Raw genomic sequence first — 25046 nt, 5'->3', positions numbered from 1 at the left:
ACGGCTGGCCCGATCGGCTGGTGCTGTCGTAGGAAGGGACCCGTCAGCCGGAGCCGTGCATGTCCGAGGACGACCGAAACCCGACTCCCCCCGCCATCTATGTCGGCCTCGCCTTCTGCGTGGCGGCGGTGGCGTGGTGGTTCGCCTATTACGCCCAGTATGGCGGCGCCTTCGGGCTCCTCGGCCTCAAGGTCGCCTGCATCGGCTTTGCGACGCCGGAATGCAGCTTCTTCCAGGCGAACATCCGCGGCAGCGTTCCGCGCTACGTGCCGGTTCTCTGGTATGCGGGGATGGTGACGCTCGCCTTCGGCGTCTGGCAGCTGTGGCAGCAGCGGCCGAAATAGCTCTCAGAACGCCTTGCAGATCAGAACGCCTTGAACGTGATGATCGTGTGGGTGTCCTGGATCCCCGGGATCAGCTGGACCTTCTCATTGACGAAATGGCCGATATCGGTGCCGGGCTCGACATAGAACTTCACCAGCAGGTCGAAATTGCCGGCGGTCGAATAGATTTCCGAGGCGATCTCGCGATCGGCGAGGGCGGCGGCGACCTCATAGGCCTTGCCGAGCTGGCATTTGATCTGGACGAAGAAGGCGATCATGGCGGACCCCTCGCGCGCTGGGACGGCCTGACATGCCACCAAAGCCGCCGCGCGTCATCCCCTCACGTGCTGGTTGCCACACGGCGACCGCCTCCCTTGCGCCGGCGAAGCGCTTGGCCTAGCTTTTGAGGCATCTCGTCGGGGTGCCCCTCAGGGGCTGAGAGGCCGGTCACGGCCAACCCGTCGCACCTGATCCGGGTCATGCCGGCGGAGGAAACCGAGATGGATGCCCTGCCCCCGTCCGGGGAAGTCCTGTCACCCCACACTGTCATTGCCGCCGCGCAAGCTGGCCTTGCCGCCATCCGCGCGCGCCGGCCGCGCATCCACTGCATCACCAATTCGGTGGCGCAGGCCTACACCGCCAACGCGCTGCTCGCCATCGGCGCAGTGCCCTCCATGACCACCTCGCCCGACGAGATCGCCGCCTTTGCCGGCAGCGCCGACGGGCTGCTCGTCAATCTCGGCACGCTGGAGCCGGAGCGGCGGGCCGTGATCGCAACGGCCATCGACGCCACGGCTGGAGCAGGCCGGCCCTGGCTGCTCGACCCGGTCTTCGTCGATCGCTCGCCGCCGCGGGCGGCCTTCGCGCGAGAGATCGCGGCGCGCCGTCCGACGGTCATCCGCGCCAATGCCGCCGAGATCGCCGCGCTGGCGCCGGGGGATGGCGCCGCGGCCCTTGCCGGACGGCTCGGCACGGTCGTCGCCGTGACCGGGGAGGCCGACTGGGTGACGGATGGGTCGCCGGGCTTCGCAATCGCCAACGGACATCCGCTGATGGCGCGCGTCACCGCCATGGGCTGCGCCGGTGCCGCTATCACCACCGCCTTCCTGTCGGTCTGCGCCACGCCGCTGGTTGCGACCGCCGCAGCCCTCGCCGTCCTCGGCCTTGCCGGGGAGGTTGCTGCGCGGACGCCCAAGGGGCCCGGCAGCTTCGCCATCGCCTATCTCGACGCGCTCGACGCGCTCACCCCCGACGCCCTCGCGGACGGAGCGCGCATCACCGTCCTCACGCGAGGAGACGCTTCATGACCGCCATCGCCGTGACCATCGCGGGCTCGGATTCCGGCGGCGGCGCCGGCATCCAAGCTGACCTCAAGACCTTCTCCGCCCTCGGCGTCTATGGCGCGAGCGTCATCACTGCGCTCACCGCGCAGAACACGCGGGGTGTGCAGGCCATCCACGACGTGCCGGCGGCTTTCATCGCCGCGCAGATGGATTCGGTCTTCTCCGACCTCGCGGTCGGCGCGGTGAAGATCGGCATGCTCTCGCAGGTGCCGGTGATCGAGGCGGTGGCCGCCGGCCTCGACCGCCACGGCGTCAAAGCGGTTGTGCTGGACCCGGTGATGGTCGCGACCTCCGGCGACCGGTTGCTGAACCCCGTCGCCATCTCGGCGCTGAAGCGGTTGCTGCTGCCGCGCGCTGTCGTGGTGACGCCGAACCTGCTGGAGGCTGCGGCACTTCTCGATCAGCCGGTGGCGCTGCGTGAGGAGGACATGCTGGCGCAGGGGCAGAAGCTCATCACCCTCGGCGCACCGGCCGTGCTGATGAAGGGCGGCCACGGCAGCGGCGAGACCAGCGTCGACCTGCTGGTGATGCGCGAAGGGGCGGTCCGGCTGGAAGCGCCGCGGATTGCCACCCGCAACACCCACGGGACTGGCTGCACCCTGTCCTCGGCCATCGCCGCGGGCCTCGCCAAGGGTTTCCCGCTGGGGCAGGCCGTCTCGGAGGCCAAGGATTACGTCACGAAAGCCATTGCCGCCTCCGACCGCCTTTCCATCGGCTCCGGCCACGGACCGACCCATCATTTTCATGCCTGGTGGTGATATGATCCCGACCCGCCGTTCCGCTCTCGCTGCCGGCGCCGCCGGCCTCCTGGCCGCTCCCGCCATCGCCTCGGCCCAGACGCCGCTGCGATGGCGCATGGTGACGTCCTGGCCGAAGACACTGCCCGGCCCGTCCTTCTCCGCCCAGCGCATTGCCGACCGCATCCGCAACCTCTCCGGCGGTCGGATCGAGGTGCAGGTCTTTGCCGCCGGCGAGGTCGTGCCCGCTTTCGCCGTCCACGAGGCGGTGGGCAACCGCACGGTGGAGCTCGGCCACTCCGCCTCCTTCTTCGCCATCGGCCGCGAGCCGGCGCTCGCGTTCTTCACCACCGTGCCCTTTGGCCTGACACCGCCTGAGCACAATGCCTGGGTGCTGAAGGGCGGCGGTCAGGCGCTGTGGGATGCGGCCTCCGAGCGCTTCGGCGTGAAGCCGCTGCTCGGCGGCAATACCGGCGTCTCCATGGGCGGCTGGTTCCGCCGCGAGATCCAGTCGGCCGAGGACGTGAAGGGCCTGACCATCCGCATGGTCGGGCTCGGGGCCGAACTGTTCCAGCGGCTGGGGGCCACGGCCATTGCCGTGCCGCCGGGCGACATCTATCCGGCGCTGGAGCGCGGTGCCGTCGATGGCGCGGAGTTCACCGCGCCGGGCTCTGACATCCAGCTCGGCCTCTGGCGCGTTGCGCCGTTCTACTACGCCCCGGGCTTCAACAAGCCCAACGGCTCGAGCGAACTCGTCATCAACAAGGCGCTGTGGGACGGCCTGCCGGCCGACCTCAAGGCCATCGTCGAGGTCGCGAGCGAGGCGGAGCAGGCGGTGGCGCTGGCCGAGATCGAGGTCCTCAACATGGAGGCGCTGACGACGCTGGTCGGCATCCACGGCGTCAAGCTGCGCGGCTTCCCGGCGGCGCTGGTGCAGCAGGCGCGCCGACAGGCGGCTGACCTGCAGCGCGACCTCAGCACGCGCAGCCCCATGGCAGGCCGCGTCGCGGAGAGCTATGCGGCGTTCCAGGCGCGCATCGCACCCTGGACGCGCGTGTCGACCCATGCGGCGCTCGGCGCGCGGGAGGTCTGACCGGCGCGCTCACCTTGCACCGCAGCGAGGCTGTCCTTAAGATCGAACGATCGTTCGTCACTCCGTCCGGGTGCCCCTTTCCCATGGCCGACCGCGATCCGAAAAAGACCGAGCTCGACGCGGGAGCCCATGTCCTGTCGGGCAATCTCGGCAAGACGGTGCAGCGCTTGCGCAAGGCCTACAACCTGTCGCTGTCGGAGCTGTCGGAGCAGTCGGGCGTCGCCAAGTCGATCATCAGCCAGATCGAGCGCAACGAGACCAACCCGACCCTTGCCACCATCTGGCGCCTCAGCCAGGCGCTGGACGTCTCCATCGAGCGGGTGCTCGCCACCGCCACCGAGGAGCCGTTCCTTGAGAAGCTGTCGCGTGCCGATACGCCGCTGCTCGTCTCGGACGACGGCAAGTGCCGGCTGTCGATCATCGGCTGGATCAAGACGGTGGAATGGCTGCAGTGGTACGACTTCCAGTGCGACCCCGGCGGGGTGCTGGAGAGCGACGGCCACCAGCGCGGCTCCATCGAGAGCCTGTCGGTGCTCTCCGGCGAACTGACCGTCGAGGTCGCGGATCGCGTCGAGGTGGTCGGCCCCGGCGAGAGCGCGCGCTACCGCTGCGATGGTCGCCACGTCATCCGCAACCGCGGCACGACGCCGGCCCATGCCGTCATGGTCTGCATCCTCAAGGCCGCGGTGATGGAGTGATGCGCGCCGCGCGGCATCGCGCGATGATTCATGCCGCGCCCGCATCTCGCTGAAAACGAATCCGAAAAGCCCTCGCGTTGAGAGCGAGATTCAATCTCCTCGCAGAGTGATTCAGCCGCGGCGGCGGCGTTCGCCCGCGACCACCGTCACCGCCATGCCGGCGATGATGGCAGCGCTCGCCAGCACAAGACGCAGCGTTAGCGGCTCGGCCAGCAGCAGCACTGCGCCGGCGGCGGCAATCGCAGGAACCGTCAGCTGGACAGACGCCGCGGTGACCCGCGACAGGCGCGGCAGCACGCGATACCAGACCGCATAGCCGAGCCCCGAGGCGATGGCGCCGGACGCGATGGCGCAGGCGATGCCGAAGGCCGAGGGCGCAGCCGTCACCTGGCTCCAGGCCATCAGCCCGAGGCCCGCGGGCAGGCAGCGGACGAAGTTGCCGGCGGTGTCGGCGACGGGTCGCGTCGACCCGCGGCCGAGCAGCGAATAGGCCGCCCAGCACAGACCCGACAGGGCCATGACGAAGATGCCCATGGGCGGGGGCGCTGCCACTGCGGGCGAGACCAGCCACACAAGGGCGGCGAAGGCGAGCGTGAGCCCTCCGATTTCCACCAGCCCCGGCCGGTCGCCCGCAACGAGCGCGCGGCCGATCATCCCGGCCTGGACCGCGCCGAAGAGCACGATGGCCCCGACCGCTGCGCCGAGCCAAAGATAGGCGATCGAGAAGAGGACGGCATAGCCGAAGAGCGCCACGGCCTGCGGCCGGCTTCCCGCCAGCGGCAGGAGAGGGCGGTCACGTTCCAGGAGCCGCAGCACGAGGACGAGCGTCACCGCCCCGGAGGCGAGGCGCCAGCCGGTATAGCCGAGATCGTCGATGGAGCCTGAGGCGAGCGCCAGGCGCGCGAGGATGGAATTCGCCGCGAAGGCGACCATCGCGGCCGTGGTGAGCGCGCCGAGCGCGAGGGCAGGGGGCATCAGGGCAGGCGGGCGGCCGGTCAGGGCACGCCCGCCGGTCCGGTCACTGCCAGGCGATGACCTTCTGCTTCTGCTCGCCGAGGCCCTCGATGCCGAGCGTCATGACGTCGCCGGCCTTGAGGAACTTCGGCGGCTTCATGCCGAGGCCGACGCCGGGCGGCGTGCCGGTGGTGATGACGTCGCCGGGCTCCAGAACCATGAATTCGGAGACGTAGGAGACGATGGTCTTCACGTCGAAGATCATGGTCTTGGTCGAGCCGGTCTGCATGCGCGCGCCGTTGACGTCGAGCCACATGCCGAGGTTCTGCACGTCCTTGATCTCGTCGGTGGTGACAAGCCAGGGGCCGAGGGGCCCGAAGGTCTCGCAACCCTTGCCCTTCATCCACTGGCCGCCGCGCTCGATCTGGTATTCGCGCTCGGAGACGTCGTTGCAGATGCAGAAGCCGGCGACGACGGAGAGCGCGTCCTTCTTGGAGACGTAGCGGGCGCGCTCGCCGATGACGATGGCGAGCTCGATCTCCCAGTCGGTCTTCACCGACTTCTTCGGCAGCATGACGTCGTCGTTCGGGCCGACGATGCAGGAGCGCGCCTTGTTGAAGAGGATCGGCTCGGTGGGAATGGCGGCGCCCGTCTCGGCGGCGTGGTCGGCATAGTTGAGGCCGACGGCGATGAAGTTGCCGACGTCCCCGACGCAGGCGCCATAGCGCGGCTTGCCCTTCACCAGCGGCAACTTCTCCCAGTTCGCCTTGGCGATCTTGGCGAGCGTCTTCTTGCCGAGCGCGGCGCCGGCGATGTCTGGCACCACCGACGACAGATCGCGGATCTTGCCGTCGGGATCGACGAGGCCAGGCTTTTCCTTACCCTTGGCGCCGTAGCGAACGAGTTTCACGATCCGTCCTCCCCTTTGTTGTTGCACGATCGTTGATCGATCATGAGCGGGCGTCTCGCGATCGCGCAAGGCCGCGCTGTGCATGGATGCCGCGCCGGGATGGCGGGTGCGGGTGGCTTGCCGGATGTCATGCCTGCGCCGCGATTGCGAGCGATTTGCATGTATTGGCCGTCTATGGCTTTCCGTGGCGCGATCTGTTAGGTGCACCCGCAGAGAGGACGGCGCGCATGGCCAAAATAGATCGTGTCCAGTTTATCGCGCTGATGAGCATCGTTATTGGCGTTGCGGTGCTCGCGCTCAAGTATCTGGCCTTCGTCCTCACCGGATCGATCGCGCTCTATTCGGATGCGCTGGAAAGTATCGTCAATGTTGTTACGGCCATCGTGGCGGCACTGGCGGTGCGGACCAGTGGCCGCCCGGCCGACAAGGACCACCCTTATGGCCACGGCAAGGTCGAATACTTCTCCGCCGTCATCGTCGGCGTGTTCATCGTGGTGGCGGCCATCCTCATCCTCCACGAGGCCTGGCAGGGCTTCCGCGAACCGAAGCCGCTCACCGGCGACACGATGGGCCTGATGGTCAACGGCGCCGCCGGCCTCCTCAATGCCGGCTGGTGCTGGGTGCTGGTCTCGCAGGGGCGCCGCCTGCGCTCGCCTGCCCTCGTCGCCGACGGCCATCACCTGCTCACCGACGTGGTCTCGTCGGCCGGCGTGCTCGTCGGCGTGCTGCTGGCCACCGCCACCGGTTGGGCCATCCTCGATCCGGCGCTGGCCGCCATCGTGGCGGTGAACATCCTCTGGGCGGGCTGGAAGCTGATGAGCGACAGCGTCGGCGGCCTCATGGACAAGGCGCTGCCCGAATCCGAGCTCGACCGGATCCGCGCGCTCATCTCCGCCAATGCCGAGGGCGCCATCGAGGCGCATGACCTCCGGAGCCGCATGGCGGGCAAAACGACCTTCCTGGAGTTCCACCTCGTCGTGCCCGGCGCCATGTCGGTGGAATCGGCCCACACCATCTGCGACCGGCTCGAACAGGCGATCCGCGGCGAGGTCGGCCACGCGCAGATCACCATCCATGTGGAGCCCGAGGACAAGGCGAAGCACTCGGGAATCGTGGTGCTCTAAAGCCGCAGGCCGGGCTCAGCGCGAGCGCACCAGCTCCTTCATCGCCTTGTCGAGGCCATCGAGGGTGAGCGGGAACATCCGCTGCTCCATCACGTCACGCATCATGCCGATGGAGTGGGTGTAGTCCCAGTGCTTCTCCTTCACCGGGTTCAGCCAGACCATGGAGGAGTAGATGGAGCCGACCCGCTTCATCCAGGTGACGCCGGCCTCCTCGTTGAAATGCTCCACCGAGCCGCCGGGCTGCATGATCTCATACGGGCTCATCGAGGCGTCGCCGACGAAGATGACCTTGTAGTCGTTGCCGTATTTGTGCAGCACGTCCCAGGTCGGGGTGACATCGTCGAAGCGGCGGGAGTTCTTCTTCCACACCTTCTCGTAAAGGCAGTTGTGGAAATAGAAGTATTCCATGTGCTTGAACTCGGCCTTGGCGGCCGAGAACAGCTCCTCGCAGAGCTGGATATGCCAGTCCATCGACCCGCCGACGTCGAAGAAGATCAGCACCTTGATGGAGTTACGGCGCTCGGGCCGCATCTGCACGTCGAGATAGCCGTGGCGGGCGGTCTCGCGGATCGTGCCGTCGAGATCGAGCTCGTCGGGCGAGCCGGTGCGGGCGAACTTGCGCAGGCGGCGCAGCGCCATCTTGATGTTGCGGGTGCCGAGCTCGACCTGGTCGTCGTAGTCCTTGAACTCGCGCTTGTCCCAGACCTTCACGGCGCGGAAATTGCGGTTGCCGTCCTGGCCGATGCGCACCCCTTCGGGATTGTAGCCATAGGCGCCGAAGGGCGATGTGCCGCCCGTGCCGATCCACTTCGACCCGCCCTGGTGGCGGCCCTTCTGCTCCTCGAGCCGCTTCTTCAGCGCCTCCATGAGCTTGTCCCAGCCGCCGAGCGCCTCGATCTGGGCCTTCTCCTCCTCAGTGAGGAATTTCTCGGTGAGCTTGCGCAGCCATTCCTCGGGAATGTCGACCTCGAGGCCCTCGGCGAGGCTCTCAAGGCCCTTGAAGGTGGCGCCGAAGACCTTGTCGAACTTGTCGATGTTGCGCTCGTCCTTCACCAGCGTGGCGCGGGAGAGGTAGTAGAAGTCGGTCGGCGCCCGGTCGATGATGTCGGCGTCGAGCGCCTCCATCAGCGTCAGGTATTCGCGCACCGTCACGGGTACGCCGGCCTTCTTCAGCTCGTGGAAGAAATGGATGAACATGGGGGCAGTCTAGGGGCTCGGCCCGCCGCCGTCATCCCGTGCCGTTGGGCGGATCAGACGCTGCCCCCGCCCTGTGGCGCGCCGGCGGTTGCCGCAAGCCGGTCCGCTGCCGCCCGTTGTTCCTCCGCATGACGCATGCGAGCGCTCCGCCGAAAGCGGCTGGCCATCCACCATGAAAGGGGCAGGGACAGAACCAAGGCCGCAAAGGCGGTGAAATAGACCGCGTGTCGCATGTGAAAAAAATGCGCCTTCGGAACATGGCCGTCAAAGGGCCATGCCAGACGGCGGACACCGGTTGGAACCGGGGTCCCATGACGCAACGACAATCGCTAGAAACATCGACGTTGCACACCATTCGCATGCCGCCGTCAGCTCCTCCGTCCGCGCCCGCGTCACCCAAGGCCGTCGAGCGCCGCTGGCCCCTTCTTCTCGGCTGGATCGTTGCGCTCCCGGGCCTCTGGGTGATTGCCAGCTTTCTGCTGTTCCCGGCCCTGTCCGACTGGGCCGGTTGTCCGGCGCCGCTGGGCCTCGACTTCCGTCCCTGTCCGCCCGGCTCCCTGGCCGGTCTCGCCGATGCCATGCGGCGGTCCGTGGCGATCACGCTCATCGCCTCCTTCATCGGGATCGGCATGCTGCCGCCGCTCTATGCGGCTGGTTATGTCGCGGCGCGTCTTGCCATCCGCATCGACCGCTGGCGTCGTCGCCTGCCGGGGGGCGGAGAGGCGCCGCGGCAGCCCGGCCACCTCGTCCTTCTGACGGTCGCCATCGTGCTGGGCGGAGCGGCTGGTGCCGGAATGGTGGCGCGCATCGTCCAGGAGGCCCGTAGCGGCGCCTTGTCGCTTGCCGGGGTCGCCGAGGGTGTCCTCGGACTTACGGTCATGGGAGCGCTGGTTTATGGCGCCTATCGGCTCGGCCGCTGGGGTGTGGGGCTCATGCGGGGTGGCTGAGCCTTCGTCTCGGGTTCAATCGCCGCCACCGCCCCCATCGCCACCGCCACCGGAGTCGCCACCGCCGGAATCGCCGCCGCTGCTGGATTCGCCTGCGTCGTTGCTGTCGTCAGCGCCGGAGCCGCCGTCACTGCTGTCGCCATCGCTGCCGCCACCGAGGATCGCCTTGAGCACGAAGACGAGCAGCGCGACGGCAGAGGCGGCGAGGACGAGGATGAGGGCGAGAGTGGAGGTCATGGGCAGGCTCCGGTCAGGATACAGCCAGCACAAGGCCGCCATGTTTCAGCGCGACGACACGGAGTGCGGCCGCGCGTATCGGGACGCAGCCCTCAGCCCGGCTCCCAGGCTCCACTCGGGGCCCGGCAGAAGCGCTGCTCGTCGAGGGGGAGGGGTGGCGGGGCGCCAAACAGCGCGCCGGCGGGATCGCCATAGACCGTCAACATCGCAGTGACGACGCGGCAGGGGCGGCCCGACCGTGCCTCGACCGGATAGACCGAGAGGACGAGCTCGCGGCGGGCGCCGGCGCGGCTGCGCCAGGTCGTGTCGAGCCCGCGGGCGCTGGCGGCGGTCGCGGTGAGCAAGGTGCGGATCTCACCGACATCCTCGTCGGTGAGGGCGAGGACGGGGCCACAATCCTCCGGTCCCTCGGTTCGGGAGATGGCGGTGACCGAGCCGAAGATGGCGACGCCCGCGAGGCCTGCGCCCGCTGCCCGTGTGCCGCCGGACTGGGTGGCGCGGCAGCGCGCGACCTGGCGTTCGATGGCCCAGGCTGAAGTTCCCGCAGGCCCCGGCGGGCTCGCATCGAGCCCGGCGGAGCAGCCGGTGAGCCAGAGCGCCGCCAGTGCGGCCATGCCTGAAGGCCAACCCTTCACGGTTGCCGGTCCCCGTTGGACATGTCCCATCGATACCGCGCGACTCGCCGCGCGGCCCCGCGGACCATGCCTCAGCCGCGGCGGGCGAGGAAGGCCAGCCGCTCGAAGAGATGCACGTCCTGCTCGTTCTTCAGAAGCGCGCCGTGGAGCGGCGGGATCATCTTGCGCGGGTCCTTCTCGCGCAGCGTCTCGACATCGATGTCCTCGACCATCAACAGCTTCAGCCAGTCCAGCAGCTCGGAGGTCGACGGCTTCTTCTTCAGGCCGGGGACCTCGCGCACCTCGTAGAAGATGCGCAGCGCCTCGGAGACCAGCTTCTGCTTGATGCCGGGGAAGTGGACGTCGACGATGGCCTGCATCGTCCCGGCATCGGGGAACTTGATGTAATGGAAGAAGCAGCGGCGCAGGAAGGCGTCCGGCAGTTCCTTCTCGTTGTTCGAGGTGATGACGACGATGGGGCGCTGCACCGCCTTCACGGTCTCGCCGGTCTCGTAGACAAAGAACTCCATGCGATCGAGCTCCTGGAGGAGGTCGTTCGGGAACTCGATGTCGGCCTTGTCGATCTCGTCGATCAGCAGCACCGGCCGCACGGGCGCCGAGAAGGCCTCCCACAGCTTGCCGCGCTTGATGTAGTTGGCGATGTCCTTGACCTTCTCGTCGCCGAGCTGGCTGTCGCGCAGGCGGGAGACCGCGTCATATTCGTAGAGGCCCTGCTGCGCCTTGGTGGTGGACTTCACGTGCCACTCGATGAGCGGCGCGCCGATGGCCTTGGCCACCTCGATGGCGAGGACCGTCTTGCCGGTGCCGGGCTCGCCCTTCACCAGCAGCGGCCGCTGCAGCGTGATCGCCGCGTTCACCGCGACCTTGAGGTCGTCGGTCGCGACATAGCCGCTCGTGCCCTCGAAACGCCCGGACGCCATGGAATTTGCCTCTCGCCTTGCAGGGGGTCGCGGGGGCATCGCCCCCTCGTCTGGCGACAAGGGTAGGGGGGGCAGGGCGGCCCCGCAACACCCGGCAGAATATGCCGATCGGCACAGGCGAAACTGCCGGGCGCCCGCGCATTAACGCGGCGTTCACCATCCAAATCCTTGAAAAACAAGACCTCCTCGCTGTCCGCGGTCTTGGCACGGGCGCTGCAAAGCCTTTTGGCGAAGCGCGACGGGTTGCGTCGCCTGCCGGCCGTGCAGCAGCGGCGAGGGGAGTAACAATGGGTATCTTCGGTGCAATGACCACGGCGGTCAGCGGCCTCTCGGCGCAGGCCTACGCCCTGGAAAACATTTCCGGCAATATCGCCAACTCGCAGACAACCGCTTTCAAGCGCATCGACACGGCCTTCGTCGACCTGATCCCGGATTCGGGCCCCAAGCGTGAGCTCTCCGGCTCGGTCACTGGTTATTCGCGTGCCACCAACACGATCCAGGGCCAGATCTCCGCGACCTCGATCACCACCAACCTCGCCATCAACGGCGACGGCTATTTCGTGGTGCAGCAGCCCTCGGGCATGGTCGACGGCAAGCCGACCTTCGCCACGACCAACGCCTATACTAGGCGCGGCGACTTCACCGTCGACGCCAACGGCTACATGGTCAATGGTGCCGGCTATTACCTGCGCGGCCTGCCGCTCGACCGCAAAACCGGCAATCCCCTCGGCTCCTCGACGGTGCCGATCCAGATCACCAACGACGTCGTGCCGGCCCGCGCCACCGACGTGATCAAGTACCGCGCCAGCTTGCCCACGACGCCGAAGACGACGAATGCGAGCTCCACCGCCGGCAGCGAACTGATGCAGGCCTCGCTGATCGGCTCGGCCACCATCAACTCTACCAATGCCGCCAATTTCGTCGCCACATCGGTTTCCGGCGGCTCGATCATCGCCTACGATTCGCTCGGCAAACAGGTGAACGTGCAGGTGCGCTGGGCCAAGACCGCCAATGCCAGCGCCGGCCCGCCTGCCGTCTCCGACACCTGGAGCGCCTATTATCAGTCGAGCTCGACCTCAGGCGCCGAGACGTGGACGCGTATCGGTGGCGACTTCACCTTCTCCAGCACCGGCCAGCTGACCTCGCCGACCTCGTCGCCGACCATCCCCAACCTGACGGTCAACGGCACCAATGTCGGCAATGTCGAGCTCGATATCGGCACCAACGGCCTGTCCCAATATGCCCGCGCCGACGGCACGGTTCAGGTGACCGACATTGGCCAGAACGGCTACGCCGTCGGCGAGCTGACGAACGTCACCATCACCGTTACCGGCCGCGTGCGCGGCAACTATTCCAACGGCCAGTCGGTGGACCTGTTCTCCATCCCGCTCGCCAGCTTCAACGGCGACAACATGCTGAAGCGCCTCGATGGCGGCGCCTTCCAGGAGACGTCGGGCTCGGGCCCGGCCATCCTCGGCGCCTCCGGGCGGATCGTGTCGCAGAGCCTTGAGGGCTCGAACGTCGACATCTCCGAGGAGTTCACCAAGCTGATCATCACCCAGCAGGCCTACGCGGCCAACACCCGCATCGTGACCACCTCGAACTCGATGCTCCAGGAAACGATCAACATGATCCGCTGAGGCGGAGCATGGCGCGCGTCAAGGAGTGACCTGCGATGACCCTCACCAGTGCCCTCGCCAATTCCCTGTCCGGCCTGCGCTTCAACGCGCAGGCGACGGCGCTGACCAGCGCCAACATCGCCAATGCGGGGAACCCCAGCTACACGCGCAAGCTGATCGACCCGGTCGACGCGCTCGCCGGCGACCAGATCGCCGGCGTCAAGGTCGGTTCGATCCGGCGAGAATATGACGCCTTCGTGCAGCGCCAGCTGGTCGGCGAAAAGTCGAATGCCGGCTATGCCTCCACCCGCTCGCAGTTCCTCGACCGGCTCGACCAGATGATGGGCGCGCCTGGTTCGGCCCGCGCCCTCGACACGGTGCTGAACACCTTCTCCTCGTCGTTCCAGACGCTGCTGACCTCGCCGGAGAGCGCCACGGCGCGGGCCGGCGTCATCAATTCGGCGACGGTGGTGGCGCAGAGCCTCCGCAGCCTGTCGACCTCGGTGCAGGACATGCGCCTCGACGCCGAGAAGGGCCTTGCCGACGCCACCACGCGCCTCAACACGCTGCTCACCGACCTGTCGAAGGTGAACGGCCGGCTCGAAGTCTCGTTCACCGACGAGAGCCGCGTCGGCCTGCTCGACCAGCGCGACGCCCTGGTCTCCGAGATCGCCGAATACACCAATGTCCGCACCGTCTATCAGGATAGCGGCGCGGTTCAGCTCTATGGCGGCGCCGGCTTCGTGCTGCTGTCCACCACCAAGCCGACACTGTCCTTCGATGGCCGCGACCTCATCGGTCCGTCCAATATCTACGATACCGACCCGACCAAGCGGACGGTCGGCACGATCACGGCCGATACGCCGTCGGGCCAGATGGATCTCATCGCGGCCGGGGTGTTCACGTCAGGCAAGATCGCCGCCCTCATCGACCTGCGCGACAAGGCCATGCCGGCGGCGCAGTCGCAGCTCGACCAGATCGCCGCCAGCCTTGCCCAAGCGCTCGGCAATGGCTCGACCAGCACCCCGGCTACGGTGGCCGGGCCTGGTCCCACAAAGGGCTACGACACCGTTCTCGGTCCGGGCCTGTCCGACGGCGACACGGTGACGCTTGAGCTCACCGCCAACGGCGTCACCAAGAAGCTCACGTTCAAGCGTGTCGACGACACCACCGTGCCCATGGCCGACACGATGACGGCCGACCCGAACGATCAGGTGTTCCGCCTGACCGGTACCTCGGCCGCGGGGCACGCGATGCAGATGCAGGCGGCGATCGACACCTGGGCGACGAGCGTCGGCGCGCCCGCTGGTTCCTTCTCGGTGGCCGTGTCGGGGTCGAACCTGCGCGTCCTCGCCGATCCGACCGTCACGGGCGGCGCCGCGGTCAATGCCGCGGCGGCCAATGTCACGGCGCGCACGCTGACCGATGGCGGCACGTCGCTGCCCTTCTTCATCGATTCGACAGCCGTCGGAGGGCTCTACTCGGACCGCTACACCGGTTCGGGATCGCAGTTCGTCGGGCTTGCCGTGCGTATCGACGTGAATGCCGCGCTGAAGGCTGATCCGAGCGCGCTGGTGAAGCTCAGCGCCACGACGCTGGAATCCGACGGGACGCGCCCGTCCTACTTCGTGAAGGCGCTCGCCGATACGGGCCGCTACTTCAAACCGGCCGGAGGTCTTGGCACTGACGGCAATCCGTTCCGAGGCTCGGTGCTCTCCTATGCCCGCTCGGTGATCGTCAACCAGACCAATGACGCGGCCAGCGCCAAGCAGGTGGCCAAAGGCCAGGATGCCGTGGTGACGCAGCTGCAGGCGCGCTTCGATAGCGTCGCGGCGGTGAACATCGACGAGGAAATGACCCTGCTGATCCAGCTGCAGACCGCTTACGGCGCCAATGCGCGCATCATGAGCTCGGTCCGCGAGATGCTGGACATGCTGCAGAAGATGTGAGGCGCGTCATGGCCATTCGAACTTCCGGTATCATCTCGGGACTGAGCGCGGCGGACTTCCTGCGCATGAAGGACCAGCTCTCGGACCTCCAGCGCCAGCTCGGCACTGGCAAGAAGGCCGAGACCTATGGCGGCCTCGGCGCCGAGCGCGGCTTCTCGCTCGCCTTCCGCGCCTCGATGAGCCAGATCGACGCCTGGCAGCAGAGTATCTCGCTCGTCTCGACGCGCATCTCGATCATCGACACGTCGCTCACCGGCATCTCGAAAACGATCTCGTCGACCAAGACGTCGATGCAGCCGAACGAGTACAAGCTGTCGTCCGGCCAGACGATCGGCCAGGTGGCGGCAGGCCAGAGCCTGTCCTCCATCGTGTCCATGCTGAATGCCAATGACGGCACGCGCTATGTCTTCGGCGGCCGCAAGTCGGCGACGCCGCCGGTTGTCGATCCGACGATCTTCCTCAACGGTGATAATTCCAAGGACGGCTTCAAGACCGTCCTGCTGCAGCGCATGCAGGCCGATCTCGGCGTCGCCAGCGCCTCTCCGGAGGCCAATCCCGCCGCCACCGGCCGCGTGACCCTGTCGGCGCAGGGCACGCAGCCCGTGACGCTCACCGAGGACGGTGTCCACGCCTTGGGCCTCAAGGTCGCGCCTCCCACCGGCGCCGTCGACGGCATTACGGCGACCCATACGGCGGGCCCGCCGGCCTCGCTGTCGCTCGCCGCGGGCGCGGGCAATGCCTCGGTTGGCCAGGCGATGATGCTGAAGTTCACGCTGCCCGACGGCAGCATCGAGCAGATGACGCTCACCGCCGTTTCGGCCGATGCGCCGGTCGTGGCGGCCAACGAATTCAAGATTGGCGCCAATTCGACCGACACGCTGAACAATTTGCGCGCCACGCTCGGCACCCAGCTCGGCAAGCTGATCGGCGGGCCGCTTGCCGCCGCCTCGGCGGTCAAGGCGGGCGAGGACTTCTTCAAGGGCGAGGCGACCGCCAGCGCCGGCCCGCCGCCAGTGGAGCAGGGCATCGCCAAGCGGCTGGTGGCAGGGGTTTCCGGCACGATGGCGGACTCCGTGGCCTATGACACGCCGCAGAACGCCGAGGCGCGCACCGTGCGCTGGTACCAGGGCGACCTCGTCTCCTCCAATCCGCGGGCGACCGCCTCGGCCGAGATCGACAACGCCCAGTCGGTCTTCTACGGCGTGCGCGCCGACGAGGAGGCCCTGCGCACCGCGGTCCAGTACATGGCGGTGGCGAGCAGCCTTAAGTTCAGCGAGACTGACACCAACGGCCTCGGTCGCTTCCAGGCCCTGACGCCGCGCGTGGTCTCGGGGCTCAGCATGGAAAAGGGCACGCAGACCGTGCAGTCGATCCAGATCGACATCGCCGCGGCGACCACGGCGGCCGGCAGCGCCAAGACGCGCCATGCCGACAGAAAGTCGATGCTGGGCGGCCTCGTGACCGATATCGAGCGGGCTGACCCGAACGAGGTCGGCGTGCAGATGCTGGCGCTGCAGACGAACCTTCAGGCCAGCTATCAGACGAGCTCGATGCTCTCCAAGCTAACCATCGTCAACTACATGTAATTTAGGCCACGCAATTTTCGCCAACGTGGTCGGCGAGGACGGAAGGCGCGGGCATAGTCCGCGCCTTTGTCCGTTTGGGGGAGCGATCGGGCGATGCCTGCGTCCCACGCGAGGCCGTGGATCGGCCTCATGGTGGCGCGACTTGGAGTGGCGGCAGCGGCCTCGGGAAAGGCCGCGAACGGCCCGTGATCAGCCGCGGCCGGCGAGGCCCGCGGCGATGTTCGAGTTGATCGAGACGAGAATGCTCAGCTTCTCGGGGGCCGGCTCGATCTCGATGTCGATGGTGCGCTGGAAGATGAACAAGCCGAGATTGGCGATATTGTTCTTGATCGGCAGCGGTAGCGGATTTTCGGGCTTGGTCGCGGAGGTGGACAGGATCGTCCAGAGCTTGCGGTTGTAGGCGAGGGCGGGACTGAGATCGCCGCGGGCCTGCTCCCAATTGTCCTTCACTGCCTGAAGCTTGGCGGCGGCTTTGAGAAGAAGGCTCGCCTCCAGGTCGCGGGGACTCGCGGTGGAGGTGACCTTAGCCGTCGACGCGTACGCTGCTGCCCCGTGATGCATTTTCCAGCAGAGTCCCTTCGTACTCGATGAGGCCTTTTGTGGCCTTCAGTGCTTTGTAGAGCGCACCGGTTAATATGTGATTGTTGATGTCGTCGATGAATCGCAGTGTCGAGGGAGCCGCCTTCACCACGTCGTTGACGAGGTCGAAATACATCTTGTGGTGGCTGACCGGATCGCGCGACAGGTACATCAGCTGCACGATCAGGTAGATCTTCTTGCAAGGGGTGTCGGCGGCCTCAATGGTCATCACGTCCTTCTCGCGAAGGATGGGCGCCTCGCCCTCGATGGTGAGCCGCGTGCGCTGGTCGTCGTTGACGATCACGCTGTCGCCGAGGATGAACTTCTCGCCGGGCTTCAGTTCGACCTTGAGCGCCATGGACTGCCTCCGCACGATTCGTCGATCGGCGGAATGCTAGCACAAGCGGATCAAACGGCGAGAAAGCCCGCCGCCGCGTGCATCAGCCGCCGAAGAGCCTCAGGACGCTCTGGTCGGCCTGGTTGGCGAGCGAGAGAGCCTGGGTCGAGAGCTGCTGGCGGGTCTGCAGCGCCAGCATGTTGGCGCCTTCCTCGTTCATGTCGGCGAGGACGAGGTTGTCAGCGCCGGTCTTCAGCGTGTTCGCCATTTCCTGCGTGAACTTCTGGCGGATCTGGACGAGTGCCAGGTTCGAGCCGAAGGCGCTCGACTGGGAGCGCAGCATCGACATCGCCTGCGACAGCTCGCCCAGCGCGTCGTCGATGTCCGCGTCCGTCTGGAAGCGGTTCTTCTGGTCGTTGATGGCGAGGTCCTCGCTCACCGAGAAACGCACGGCTGAGATGGTCAGCGAGGAGGTCTGACGCTCGTTGAACATCGCTTGCAGCGTGTCGGCGTTCAGCAGGTTGACGCCATTGAAGCCGGAATCCTTGGCGAGCTGGTCGATCTGGCGGCGCAGCTCAGAGAACTGGGTGGCGATGTTCGAGCGGGTGACGTTGATCTCGCCGGCCAGCTTGGCGCGGTCGGGGACGGCGAAGCCCATATTGGTGAGGGCCGTGCCGGCGTTGGACGAGGAGATCGTCAGCGGCTGGGTTCCGATCGCCTGGATGACCAGGCGGCCGTCGGGCGAGAGAAGGGCGCGCGCATCAGCGCCTGCTGTGGAGCCAATGGTCACGCCTGTACCCGTGGCGGTGGTCGCCTCGGTGTTGTCGTTGATGGCGTTGACGAGATTGCCGACCGTCATGCCGGTGGCGATCGTCAGAACGGTCTGCCGGTTGGTGCCGGTGTTGATGGTGATGGTCTCGCCGACGGCAAAGCCGAGGTCAGCGAGATTGGTCTGCATCGTCAGCGAGCCAAGCTCGCCGTTCACAGTCGGCAATACGCCACCGAGCCGGGCGGTGCTCGCCGCCGAACCCCGGGCCTGACGAGCGAGGGCCTGCGCGTTCTCCACCACGCGGACGATGGAGCGAATGCCGTTATCGGCGGCCTCGAGCGTCTTGATCGCGGTGCCGATGCCATCCAGCAGATTGGTGATGTCGGTCGCGCGCGAGTTGAGCATCTGCGCGGAGAAGAAGTTGCCGGGATTGTCCAGCGCAGTGTTGACCTTCTTGCCCGTCGACAACCGGAACTGCGTGCGATCGCGCAGGTCAGCGGTGCCCATCAGCGAGAGAAGATTGCCGCGAATGCCTTTCGAAAGGACGATGTCGCTCATGAGTGGTCCTCGGCCGGGCCCGACGATTCTCACGGGCCTTTGACGCACCCTGCCCCGTTAACCCTAACCAATGGTTAATTTTCGTCTCGACGACATTTTTCGTCGTCTTTTTAGGGGCTTGGCCGGGAATAGTGTGACCCTTCCGACACGGCAGAAGTTAACCGGCAGGATTTGCCGGGTGCCTCGGGCGAGGGGATGCGCGATTGCGCATGGCCATCTGCGGGGCTATCTGCGCTGGCATCGAGACCGCGCGGGAGCGCCGCGACGTCGATGCTCCGCCTGCCCGGCGGCTTTGACAGGAAAGGCTCCGACCATGGCGTCCACCCGCACCGAAACCGACACGTTCGGCCCCATCGAGGTTGCCTCCGACCGCTACTGGGGCGCCCAGGCCGAGCGGTCGCGCGGCAATTTCCGCATCGGCTGGGAACGGCAGCCGCTGCCCGTCGTGCGGGCGCTGGGCATCATCAAGCGTGCCGCCGCCGAGACCAACATGGCGCTCGGTCGGCTCGATCCTGCCATCGGCGAGGTGATCGTCCGCGCCGCTCAGGAGGTGATCGATGGCAAGCTCGATGAGCATTTCCCGCTCGTCGTCTGGCAGACCGGTTCTGGCACCCAGTCCAACATGAATGCCAACGAGGTCATCTCTAACCGCGCCATCGAGATGCTCGGCGGGGTGATGGGCTCGAAGAAGCCGGTCCATCCCAATGACCACGTCAACATGAGCCAGTCGTCGAACGACACCTATCCGACGGCGATGCATGTCGCGGCGGCCGAGGAGATCGTCCACCGGCTCTTGCCGGCGCTGCGCCATCTCCATGCCGCGCTCGCCGCCAAGGCGGAGGCCTGGGGCCATATCGTCAAGATCGGCCGCACCCATACCCAGGACGCGACGCCGCTGACCCTCGGGCAGGAGTTCTCCGGCTATGCCCAGCAGGTGGCGAATGGCATCGCCCGGATCGAGCAGACCCTGCCCGGCCTGATGGAGCTCGCCCAGGGTGGCACGGCGGTCGGCACCGGCCTCAATGCGCCCGTCGGTTTCGCGGAAAAAGTTGCCGCTCGCATCGCCGCCATCACCGGCCTCGCCTTCACCTCGGCGCCCAACAAGTTCGAGGCGCTCGCGGCCCACGACGCGATGGTCTTCGCCCACGGCGCGATCAACACGGTCGCGGCCTCGCTGTTCAAGATTGCCAATGACATCCGCTTCCTCGGCTCGGGGCCGCGCGCCGGCCTCGGCGAGCTCGCCCTGCCGGAGAACGAGCCGGGATCCTCGATCATGCCGGGCAAGGTGAACCCGACGCAGTGCGAGGCTATGACCCAGGTTTGCGTCCAGGTCTTCGGCAATCACGCGGCGCTGACCTTCGCCGGCTCCCAGGGGCATTTCGAGCTGAACGTCTTCAACCCCGTCATGGCCTACAATTTCCTGCAGTCGGTGCGCCTGCTCGCCGACGCTTCGGTCTCCTTCACCGACCATTGCGTCGCCGGCATCGTGCCGCGCGAGGACAATATCCGCGCCGGCGTCGAGCGCTCGCTGATGCTGGTCACGGCTCTCGCCCCGACCATCGGTTATGACGCGGCGGCCAAAATCGCCAAGACGGCGCACAAGAACGGCACGACGCTGAAGGAAGAGGCGCTGAAAACAGGCCTCGTCTCGGCGGAGGATTACGATCGGTTGGTCGATCCCGCCAAGATGATCGGGCCGGGCTGACGCCCGCGCGAGGTATCCGGCATGTCTGCCCAGCGGTGGTGCCGGTAGCCCGGACGGCATGAAGCCGCTAGGCCGGCATCATGCTCGTCCGCGACTTCATCCTGCTGATGGGGGTCTGCCTGATCTGGGCGACCAACTTCGTCGTGACGAAGCTGGTCCTCGTCCATCTGGACATTCCCCCGCTGCTGTTCTCCTCGCTGCGCTTCGCCTTGGTGCTGCTTGTGGCGCTGCCCTGGCTGCTGCCCTGGCCGCGGCCGCACTGGCGCATCGTCGTGGTCGGGCTGATGATGGGGGCCGGGGGCTTCGGCCTCGTCTCGATTGGTCTCATGACGGCGACGCCATCGAGCGCGGCCGTGGTGACCCAACTCGGCGTGCCGCTCACCGCGCTCCTCTCGGTGTTCATGCTGGGCGAGAAGATCGGCTTGCGCCGCGGCATCGGCATCGCGCTCGCCTTCTCCGGCGCGGTCATCGTCATGTACGACCCCAAGGGCTTTTCGCTGTCCTTCGGCCTGCTCTTCGTCCTCGGCAGCGCCTTTGCCTCGGCCTTCGGGGTGGTGCTGCTGAAGAAGACCGAGAATGTCGCGCCGCTGCAGTTCCAGGCCTGGGTGGGGCTTGCCTCGTCCATTCCGCTCGGCCTCGCCTCCATGACGCTGGAGACCGGCCAGGTCGACCGCGCGCTGGCCGCAGGCTGGCCCTTCCTCGCGGCGCTCGCCTACACCGCCATCGCCGTCTCGCTGCTCGGGCACAGCCTGTTCTTCAAGCTGGTCATGAAATACGAGGCCAACCTCATCTCTACGCTGACGCTCATGTGCCCGCTCATGGGGATCGGGCTCGGCGTGCTGGTGACCGGCGACCCTTTTGACCTCCTGATGATCGCCGGCACGGCCGTGGTCCTGGCGGGGGTCGCCATCATTCTGGTGGCGCCCAAACGGCGGACGACCTGAGGCTCCAACGACAAAAGCCGCCCTCGCGGCGGCGGGTGGTCAGCCGGGCAGCGGCGGTCAGGCGACCTTCTCGACCCGCGGGTTCTCGGCAGCGTCCAGCTCTTCCTTGCGCGCCATCTCGCGCGCATAGGCCTTGAGCTTGAGGATCATCTCGTCGGGGAACTGGCGCACGACCTCGCCGGTCTGGCTGTCCACGGTGCGATAGACCAGCACGCCGGCGGCGTCGTCCTTCTCGATGCGGCGCTGGAGCGATTCGCGCATCGTGTCGGCGATGCGCTCCATGCGCGCGCGCCTGTCCGCGAGAATGCGATCGTCGCGCGCCGCCATGTCGCCGGCGCGGCGATCGTCACTCGCGGAGCCAGCACTATTGGACGCAGGCTGGCTCACCCGCTGCATGCGGGGCATTTCCGTCCGCACCGCTTCACGGTACTGGACGGCGTCCGACCGCGCGGTCGAAATCGTGCCGACGGCCGGCCGTGAGGACACAATGTCCATGACCGGTACTCCCTGTGGGGGAAGGACCTCGTGATCCCTCTTCTCCCAAGTGCCGGATCATGACGCGGAAATCCTAAACCCGCGTTAGGACTTATGGTAAATGTTGCGGCCGCGAATTCTGTCGAATACCGCGGAATGTCACCGCCTTTACAGCGAGCGTACGATGGCCACCGGGGCCGCGGCGCGCGGCGGCGGGGCGGCCGTGCGGCCATTGGCGCCGTAGAGGGTCGGCGAGCGCTTGGCCTCCACCGTCGCGGAGACGTGGCGGATGATGCCCTCGGCCACCGCATGGGCCGTCGCGAGCACGGCGAGATTGACCTCCAGGGCCTCCTGCATCGCGGCGTGATCCGCCTCGAGCGCCGCAAGGCCGCGGGCCGCATGGGCGCGAACCACCTCGCGGTGGAGCTTCATGCGGCCGAGATCGGCGAGATAGCGGCGCGACAACTCCGCTTTGCGGGCCTCCAGCGGCTGGGCGGCCTTCACCTTGGCGGTGCGGACCAGCGCGGTCTCCTCCTGCAGCACGCCGGTCAGCTCGGCCATGGTGGCGCGCAGGCCGGTGACGAGGGCGAGGGCTTCCTGGGCCGTGGTGATCGGCGCGGGCAGGGCGGCGGGACGGGGCTGCTGCTGCATGGGTCAGCTCCTTGCTGGAAGGCGGCGCGGCGCGGCTTCCTGCGCGCCGATTAGTTCACGGTAGATGTGGTTGGCGAGCCCGATACCGCCCTGCGAGGAGACGGATTTGGCGTATTCGTCGACCAGCATGCCGCGCCAGGCCTCGCTCTGCTTGCCGCCGAGGGGCGAGTCGTTGCCGAGGCCGGTGAACATTTGGGAGAACATGGTGTTGAGGAACACCTGCTCGAAATTCTGGGCCTGGTTCCAGGCGCGGTTCTCCCTGGACCCGGCGACCTTGGCAGCGGCCGGGGTATAGGCGTTGACGGCGGCGCGTTCGGGCGTCTGGCTGCGCATCAGAGCACCTCGATCTCGGCCTGGAGGGCGCCGGCCGCCTTGATGGCCTGGAGGATGGAGATCATGTCGCGCGGGCCGATGCCGAGCGCGTTGAGCCCATCGACGAGCTCCTGCAACGACACGCCCTCGCGGACGAGGGCGAGGCGCTTGCCCTCTTCCGTCGCCTGGATCTGGGTGCGGGGCGTGACGACCGTCTGGCCCTGCGACAGCGGGTTCGGCTGGCTCACCTGCGGCCGCTCGGAGATGGTGACGGTGAGGTTGCCCTGCGCCACCGCGACCGTGGAGACGCGCACGTCCTTGCCCATGACGATGATGCCGGAGGCCTCGTCGATGACGACCTTTGCGACCTGGTCGGGCTGGACGCGCAACTGCTCGATCTCGGTGAGCAGGGCGACGATGTTGCCCTCGAAGCGCTGCGGCACCTTGAGGTGGACCGTCGCCGGATCGGTCGGCTCGGCGGTCGGGGCGCCAATGAAATCATTGATCGCGGCGGCAATACGGCGCGCCGTGGTGAGGTCCGGGTTGCGCAGGGCGAGCTTCACCGAGGCGAGGCGGTTGATGGCGAAGTTCACCTCGCGCTCGACAATGCCGCCATTGGAGACGCGGCCGACGGTGGGTACGCCGCGGGTGATGCTGGCAGCGGCGCCCTGGGCCTGGAAGCCGGCAATGGCGACGGCGCCCTGGCCGACCGCATAGACCTCGCCGTCGGCGCCGATCAGCGGTGTCACCAGCAACTCGCCGCCCTGCAGCGAGCGGGCATCGCCCATGGCCGAGACCTTGATGTCGATGCGCGTGCCCTGGGTGGAGAAGGGCGGCAGGTTGGCGGTGACCATGACCGCGGCGACGTTGGCCGTGCGCAGGTTCATGCCGCGGGTGTTGACGCCGAGGCGCTCCATCATCGACTGGATGGACTGGCGGGTGAAGGGCGAGTTGTTCAGCGTGTCGCCCGTGCCGTTGAGGCCGACGACGAGGCCGTAGCCGATGAGCTGGTTCTCGCGGATGCCCTCGACATCGACGAGATCCTTGATGCGCGAGGTGTTGGCTCCCGCCGGGGCGGCGAGGGCGAACAGGCTCAGGAGGACGACGAGACGGCGGAGCATGGGTGTTCCGATCGTGGGTTCGCTGAAAGCCTCGCACAGGCCATGCCAAGACCATGCGATTCCCCAAGTTGTTGATTTGTTATGGTGATTGCCGAAAGGCGGGGTCATCCTCCCGGCCTTGATGGGGGTCACCCGGCAAGTCTTGCCGGGCATTAACGGCCCCTTAACCACGCAGGGGGTCTTCTTAACCTCATAGAAAGACGTGTTGCGCCTTCCTGAAGCGCCCGTCCCGGAGAAGGACCATGCGGATCATTACGCCGCCGACCGTCGGAGCGGTCGCCCAGGGCCCGGCCACGCAACGGGCCGATCGGCCGCGCTCGGCTTTCGAGCTGCCCGGCGGCAAGGCTGAGACGCCCTCGACCGCCGCCGCCCGCCCCACCGTCGCTGCGGCGGGCCTCGAGACGCTGCTCGCGGTCCAGGGGATGCAGCCCGAGGACCGGCGCGAGAAGCGCCGTCGCGCCATGCAGCGCGGCCGCCAGTCGCTGGACCTGCTCGACGATCTGAAGCTGTCGCTGCTTGCCGGTGAGCCCATGCCTTCGGTGTTGTTGAAGCTTCGCAGCGTCACCGCCACGGCGCTCGAAGGCTCGGGTGATCAGGGTCTCGATGACGTCCTCGCCGAGATCGATCTGAGGGCGCAGGTGGAGATCGCCAAGCGAGAGGCGGCGGCGCGTGAGGGCGGCGGCGAACGGTAATCGTCGCCAGCCGATTCCCGCGGCGCAAGCGTCTGAAATCCAGACAATTCCTGCCTTCTGGCACGGTTCCTGCCTCTCGGTGGCGCCCGTGTCCCCTTCCGTGACGCCCCGATGACCCGGTTTCAGGTTGTCTGGCATCGGAGCGGATGCTATGAGCGCGCCGAAACACGGGCTCAACACCGTGAATCAGAGGGGTTCGTTGCATGACGTTGGAGTTGGAAGCGGACTACCGCCCGAGCGACTCAGAGCCGTTCATGAACGAGCGGCAGCGCGAGTACTTTCGCAAAAAGCTGCTGTCCTGGAAGGACGACATCCTTCGCGAGGCGAAGGAGACCCTCCAGAACCTGCAGGACGAGAACCAGAACCACCCCGACATCGCTGACCGTGCATCCTCAGAAACCGATCGGGCCATCGAGCTTCGGGCCCGCGACCGCCAGCGCAAGCTGATCGCCAAGATCGACGCTGCGCTCGCCCGGATCGAGGACGGCACCTACGGTTTCTGCGAGGAGACGGGTGACCCGATTTCGCTCAAGCGCCTTGAGGCCCGTCCCATCGCGACCCTGTCGCTGGAGGCCCAGGAGCGCCACGAGCGCCGTGAGCGGGTCTATCGCGACGAGTGACGTTGCGGGCAC

The 25046-nt window shown here is 67.2% G+C and carries 28 protein-coding genes and 1 riboswitch; of the genes, 14 read left to right on the top strand and 14 right to left on the bottom strand.

Going from position 1 to position 25046, the window contains the following annotated elements:
- Positions 1-59: 59 nt before the first annotated feature.
- Positions 60-344 carry a hypothetical protein gene (locus O9344_RS06560; protein WP_298474440.1) on the top strand — a complete coding sequence of 95 codons (285 nt, stop codon included), beginning with the start codon at positions 60-62 and terminating at the stop codon, positions 342-344.
- Between the two features lie 20 nt (positions 345-364).
- On the opposite strand, the gene O9344_RS06555 is transcribed toward O9344_RS06560, so the two are convergent.
- Positions 365-601 (bottom strand): Lrp/AsnC ligand binding domain-containing protein, encoded by a 237-nt coding sequence (locus O9344_RS06555; protein WP_108178801.1) that lies wholly within the window; start codon positions 599-601, stop codon positions 365-367.
- A 129-nt stretch (positions 602-730) separates the two neighbouring features.
- Positions 731-835: riboswitch (TPP riboswitch) on the top strand.
- On the opposite strand from O9344_RS06555, the gene O9344_RS06550 reads away from it, so the two are divergent.
- The 4 genes from O9344_RS06550 (at position 824) to O9344_RS06535 (ending at position 4194) form a co-directional block, all read left to right on the top strand.
- The gene (locus O9344_RS06550) at positions 824-1630 is read left to right on the top strand and encodes a hydroxyethylthiazole kinase (protein WP_298474437.1); all 807 of its coding nucleotides are present in this window, start codon (positions 824-826) and stop codon (positions 1628-1630) included. It overlaps the preceding riboswitch by 12 nt.
- A complete protein-coding gene (thiD, locus tag O9344_RS06545) occupies positions 1627-2424 on the top strand; it encodes a bifunctional hydroxymethylpyrimidine kinase/phosphomethylpyrimidine kinase (protein WP_298474435.1) in 798 nt (265 codons plus the stop codon). The genes O9344_RS06550 and thiD overlap by 4 nt, the downstream gene beginning before the upstream one ends.
- A 1-nt stretch (position 2425) precedes the next feature.
- Entirely contained in the window at positions 2426-3496 is a 1071-nt protein-coding gene (gene dctP, locus O9344_RS06540; RefSeq protein WP_298474433.1) for a TRAP transporter substrate-binding protein DctP, read from the top strand.
- A gap of 83 nt (positions 3497-3579) precedes the next feature.
- Complete coding sequence (locus tag O9344_RS06535) at positions 3580-4194, top strand: XRE family transcriptional regulator (RefSeq protein ID WP_108178621.1); 615 nt, start codon at positions 3580-3582, stop codon at positions 4192-4194.
- A 111-nt stretch (positions 4195-4305) separates the two neighbouring features.
- Here the strand turns inward: O9344_RS06535 and O9344_RS06530 are convergent, their stop codons facing one another.
- Together O9344_RS06530 and O9344_RS06525 are read right to left on the bottom strand one after the other, a co-directional pair.
- Positions 4306-5169, bottom strand: coding sequence for a DMT family transporter (locus O9344_RS06530; RefSeq protein ID WP_298474430.1), 864 nt, complete (start codon positions 5167-5169; stop codon positions 4306-4308).
- A gap of 43 nt (positions 5170-5212) precedes the next feature.
- The gene (locus O9344_RS06525; RefSeq protein WP_298474428.1) at positions 5213-6058 is read right to left on the bottom strand and encodes a fumarylacetoacetate hydrolase family protein; all 846 of its coding nucleotides are present in this window, start codon (positions 6056-6058) and stop codon (positions 5213-5215) included.
- A 227-nt stretch (positions 6059-6285) separates the two neighbouring features.
- Between O9344_RS06525 and O9344_RS06520 the strand changes: the two genes are divergently transcribed.
- Positions 6286-7182 (top strand): cation diffusion facilitator family transporter, encoded by an 897-nt coding sequence (locus O9344_RS06520; protein WP_298474426.1) that lies wholly within the window; start codon positions 6286-6288, stop codon positions 7180-7182.
- 15 nt (positions 7183-7197) lie between these two features.
- Here O9344_RS06520 and O9344_RS06515 read toward each other — a convergent pair whose 3' ends face one another.
- Positions 7198-8379, bottom strand: coding sequence for a VWA domain-containing protein (locus tag O9344_RS06515; protein ID WP_298474424.1), 1182 nt, complete (start codon positions 8377-8379; stop codon positions 7198-7200).
- Positions 8380-8840: 461 nt separating this feature from the next.
- Here O9344_RS06515 and O9344_RS06510 point away from each other — a divergent pair, with 461 nt between their 5' ends.
- Positions 8841-9326 carry a hypothetical protein gene (locus O9344_RS06510; protein WP_298474422.1) on the top strand — a complete coding sequence of 162 codons (486 nt, stop codon included), beginning with the start codon at positions 8841-8843 and terminating at the stop codon, positions 9324-9326.
- A 15-nt stretch (positions 9327-9341) separates the two neighbouring features.
- Here O9344_RS06510 and O9344_RS06505 read toward each other — a convergent pair whose 3' ends face one another.
- From O9344_RS06505 to O9344_RS06495, 3 genes are all read right to left on the bottom strand, one after another.
- Positions 9342-9563 (bottom strand): hypothetical protein, encoded by a 222-nt coding sequence (locus tag O9344_RS06505; protein ID WP_298474420.1) that lies wholly within the window; start codon positions 9561-9563, stop codon positions 9342-9344.
- Positions 9564-9655: 92 nt separating this feature from the next.
- Positions 9656-10177, bottom strand: coding sequence for a hypothetical protein (locus tag O9344_RS06500; protein ID WP_298474418.1), 522 nt, complete (start codon positions 10175-10177; stop codon positions 9656-9658).
- Between the two features lie 92 nt (positions 10178-10269).
- Positions 10270-11118: a MoxR family ATPase gene (locus O9344_RS06495; protein ID WP_298474416.1), complete on the bottom strand. Its 849-nt coding sequence runs from the start codon at positions 11116-11118 to the stop codon at positions 10270-10272.
- Positions 11119-11405: 287 nt separating this feature from the next.
- Here O9344_RS06495 and O9344_RS06490 point away from each other — a divergent pair, with 287 nt between their 5' ends.
- From O9344_RS06490 to O9344_RS06480, 3 genes are read left to right on the top strand one after another with little or no spacing between them, the layout of a single operon-like run.
- Complete coding sequence (locus tag O9344_RS06490) at positions 11406-12758, top strand: flagellar hook-basal body complex protein (RefSeq protein WP_298474414.1); 1353 nt, start codon at positions 11406-11408, stop codon at positions 12756-12758.
- Positions 12759-12793: 35 nt separating this feature from the next.
- On the top strand, positions 12794-14686 hold the full coding sequence (gene flgK, locus O9344_RS06485) for a flagellar hook-associated protein FlgK (RefSeq protein ID WP_298474412.1): 1893 nt from the start codon (positions 12794-12796) through the stop codon (positions 14684-14686).
- A gap of 8 nt (positions 14687-14694) precedes the next feature.
- Complete coding sequence (locus O9344_RS06480; RefSeq protein WP_298474409.1) at positions 14695-16272, top strand: hypothetical protein; 1578 nt, start codon at positions 14695-14697, stop codon at positions 16270-16272.
- Between the two features lie 189 nt (positions 16273-16461).
- Here O9344_RS06480 and flaF read toward each other — a convergent pair whose 3' ends face one another.
- The 3 genes from flaF to O9344_RS06465 all read right to left on the bottom strand — a co-directional run bounded on the left by flaF (position 16462) and on the right by O9344_RS06465 (position 18515).
- Positions 16462-16833 carry a flagellar biosynthesis regulator FlaF gene (flaF, locus tag O9344_RS06475; protein ID WP_298474407.1) on the bottom strand — a complete coding sequence of 124 codons (372 nt, stop codon included), beginning with the start codon at positions 16831-16833 and terminating at the stop codon, positions 16462-16464.
- Positions 16796-17209, bottom strand: a complete 414-nt coding sequence (gene flbT, locus O9344_RS06470; RefSeq protein WP_298474405.1) for a flagellar biosynthesis repressor FlbT — start codon at positions 17207-17209, stop codon at positions 16796-16798. Before flbT ends, flaF begins: the two co-directional genes overlap by 38 nt.
- A gap of 82 nt (positions 17210-17291) precedes the next feature.
- On the bottom strand, positions 17292-18515 hold the full coding sequence (locus O9344_RS06465) for a flagellin (protein WP_298474403.1): 1224 nt from the start codon (positions 18513-18515) through the stop codon (positions 17292-17294).
- A gap of 313 nt (positions 18516-18828) precedes the next feature.
- Here O9344_RS06465 and fumC point away from each other — a divergent pair, with 313 nt between their 5' ends.
- Together fumC and O9344_RS06455 are read left to right on the top strand one after the other, a co-directional pair.
- Positions 18829-20220, top strand: coding sequence for a class II fumarate hydratase (fumC, locus tag O9344_RS06460; RefSeq protein ID WP_298474402.1), 1392 nt, complete (start codon positions 18829-18831; stop codon positions 20218-20220).
- Positions 20221-20300: 80 nt separating this feature from the next.
- The gene (locus O9344_RS06455; protein ID WP_298474400.1) at positions 20301-21164 is read left to right on the top strand and encodes a DMT family transporter; all 864 of its coding nucleotides are present in this window, start codon (positions 20301-20303) and stop codon (positions 21162-21164) included.
- Positions 21165-21221: 57 nt separating this feature from the next.
- On the opposite strand, the gene O9344_RS06450 is transcribed toward O9344_RS06455, so the two are convergent.
- The 4 genes from O9344_RS06450 to O9344_RS06435 all read right to left on the bottom strand — a co-directional run bounded on the left by O9344_RS06450 (position 21222) and on the right by O9344_RS06435 (position 23722).
- Positions 21222-21659 (bottom strand): flagellar protein FlaG, encoded by a 438-nt coding sequence (locus O9344_RS06450; protein ID WP_298474398.1) that lies wholly within the window; start codon positions 21657-21659, stop codon positions 21222-21224.
- 147 nt (positions 21660-21806) lie between these two features.
- Positions 21807-22289 (bottom strand): hypothetical protein, encoded by a 483-nt coding sequence (locus O9344_RS06445; RefSeq protein ID WP_298474396.1) that lies wholly within the window; start codon positions 22287-22289, stop codon positions 21807-21809.
- Positions 22290-22292: 3 nt separating this feature from the next.
- Positions 22293-22622 (bottom strand): rod-binding protein, encoded by a 330-nt coding sequence (locus O9344_RS06440; protein WP_298474394.1) that lies wholly within the window; start codon positions 22620-22622, stop codon positions 22293-22295.
- Positions 22622-23722, bottom strand: coding sequence for a flagellar basal body P-ring protein FlgI (locus tag O9344_RS06435; protein WP_298474392.1), 1101 nt, complete (start codon positions 23720-23722; stop codon positions 22622-22624). The genes O9344_RS06440 and O9344_RS06435 overlap by 1 nt, the downstream gene beginning before the upstream one ends.
- 242 nt (positions 23723-23964) lie before the next feature.
- Between O9344_RS06435 and O9344_RS06430 the strand changes: the two genes are divergently transcribed.
- Together O9344_RS06430 and dksA are read left to right on the top strand one after the other, a co-directional pair.
- Positions 23965-24414 carry a flagellar assembly protein FliX gene (locus O9344_RS06430; protein WP_298474390.1) on the top strand — a complete coding sequence of 150 codons (450 nt, stop codon included), beginning with the start codon at positions 23965-23967 and terminating at the stop codon, positions 24412-24414.
- Between the two features lie 203 nt (positions 24415-24617).
- Positions 24618-25034, top strand: coding sequence for an RNA polymerase-binding protein DksA (gene dksA, locus O9344_RS06425; RefSeq protein WP_108178645.1), 417 nt, complete (start codon positions 24618-24620; stop codon positions 25032-25034).
- The last annotated feature ends 12 nt before the right edge of the window (positions 25035-25046 follow it).

The sequence above is a fragment of the Phreatobacter sp. genome (assembly GCF_027532945.1).
Taxonomy (GTDB): domain Bacteria; phylum Pseudomonadota; class Alphaproteobacteria; order Rhizobiales; family Phreatobacteraceae; genus Phreatobacter.
The sequence above is the reverse complement of the archived record's forward strand: the minus strand, read 5'-3'. Positions and strand labels throughout refer to the sequence as shown.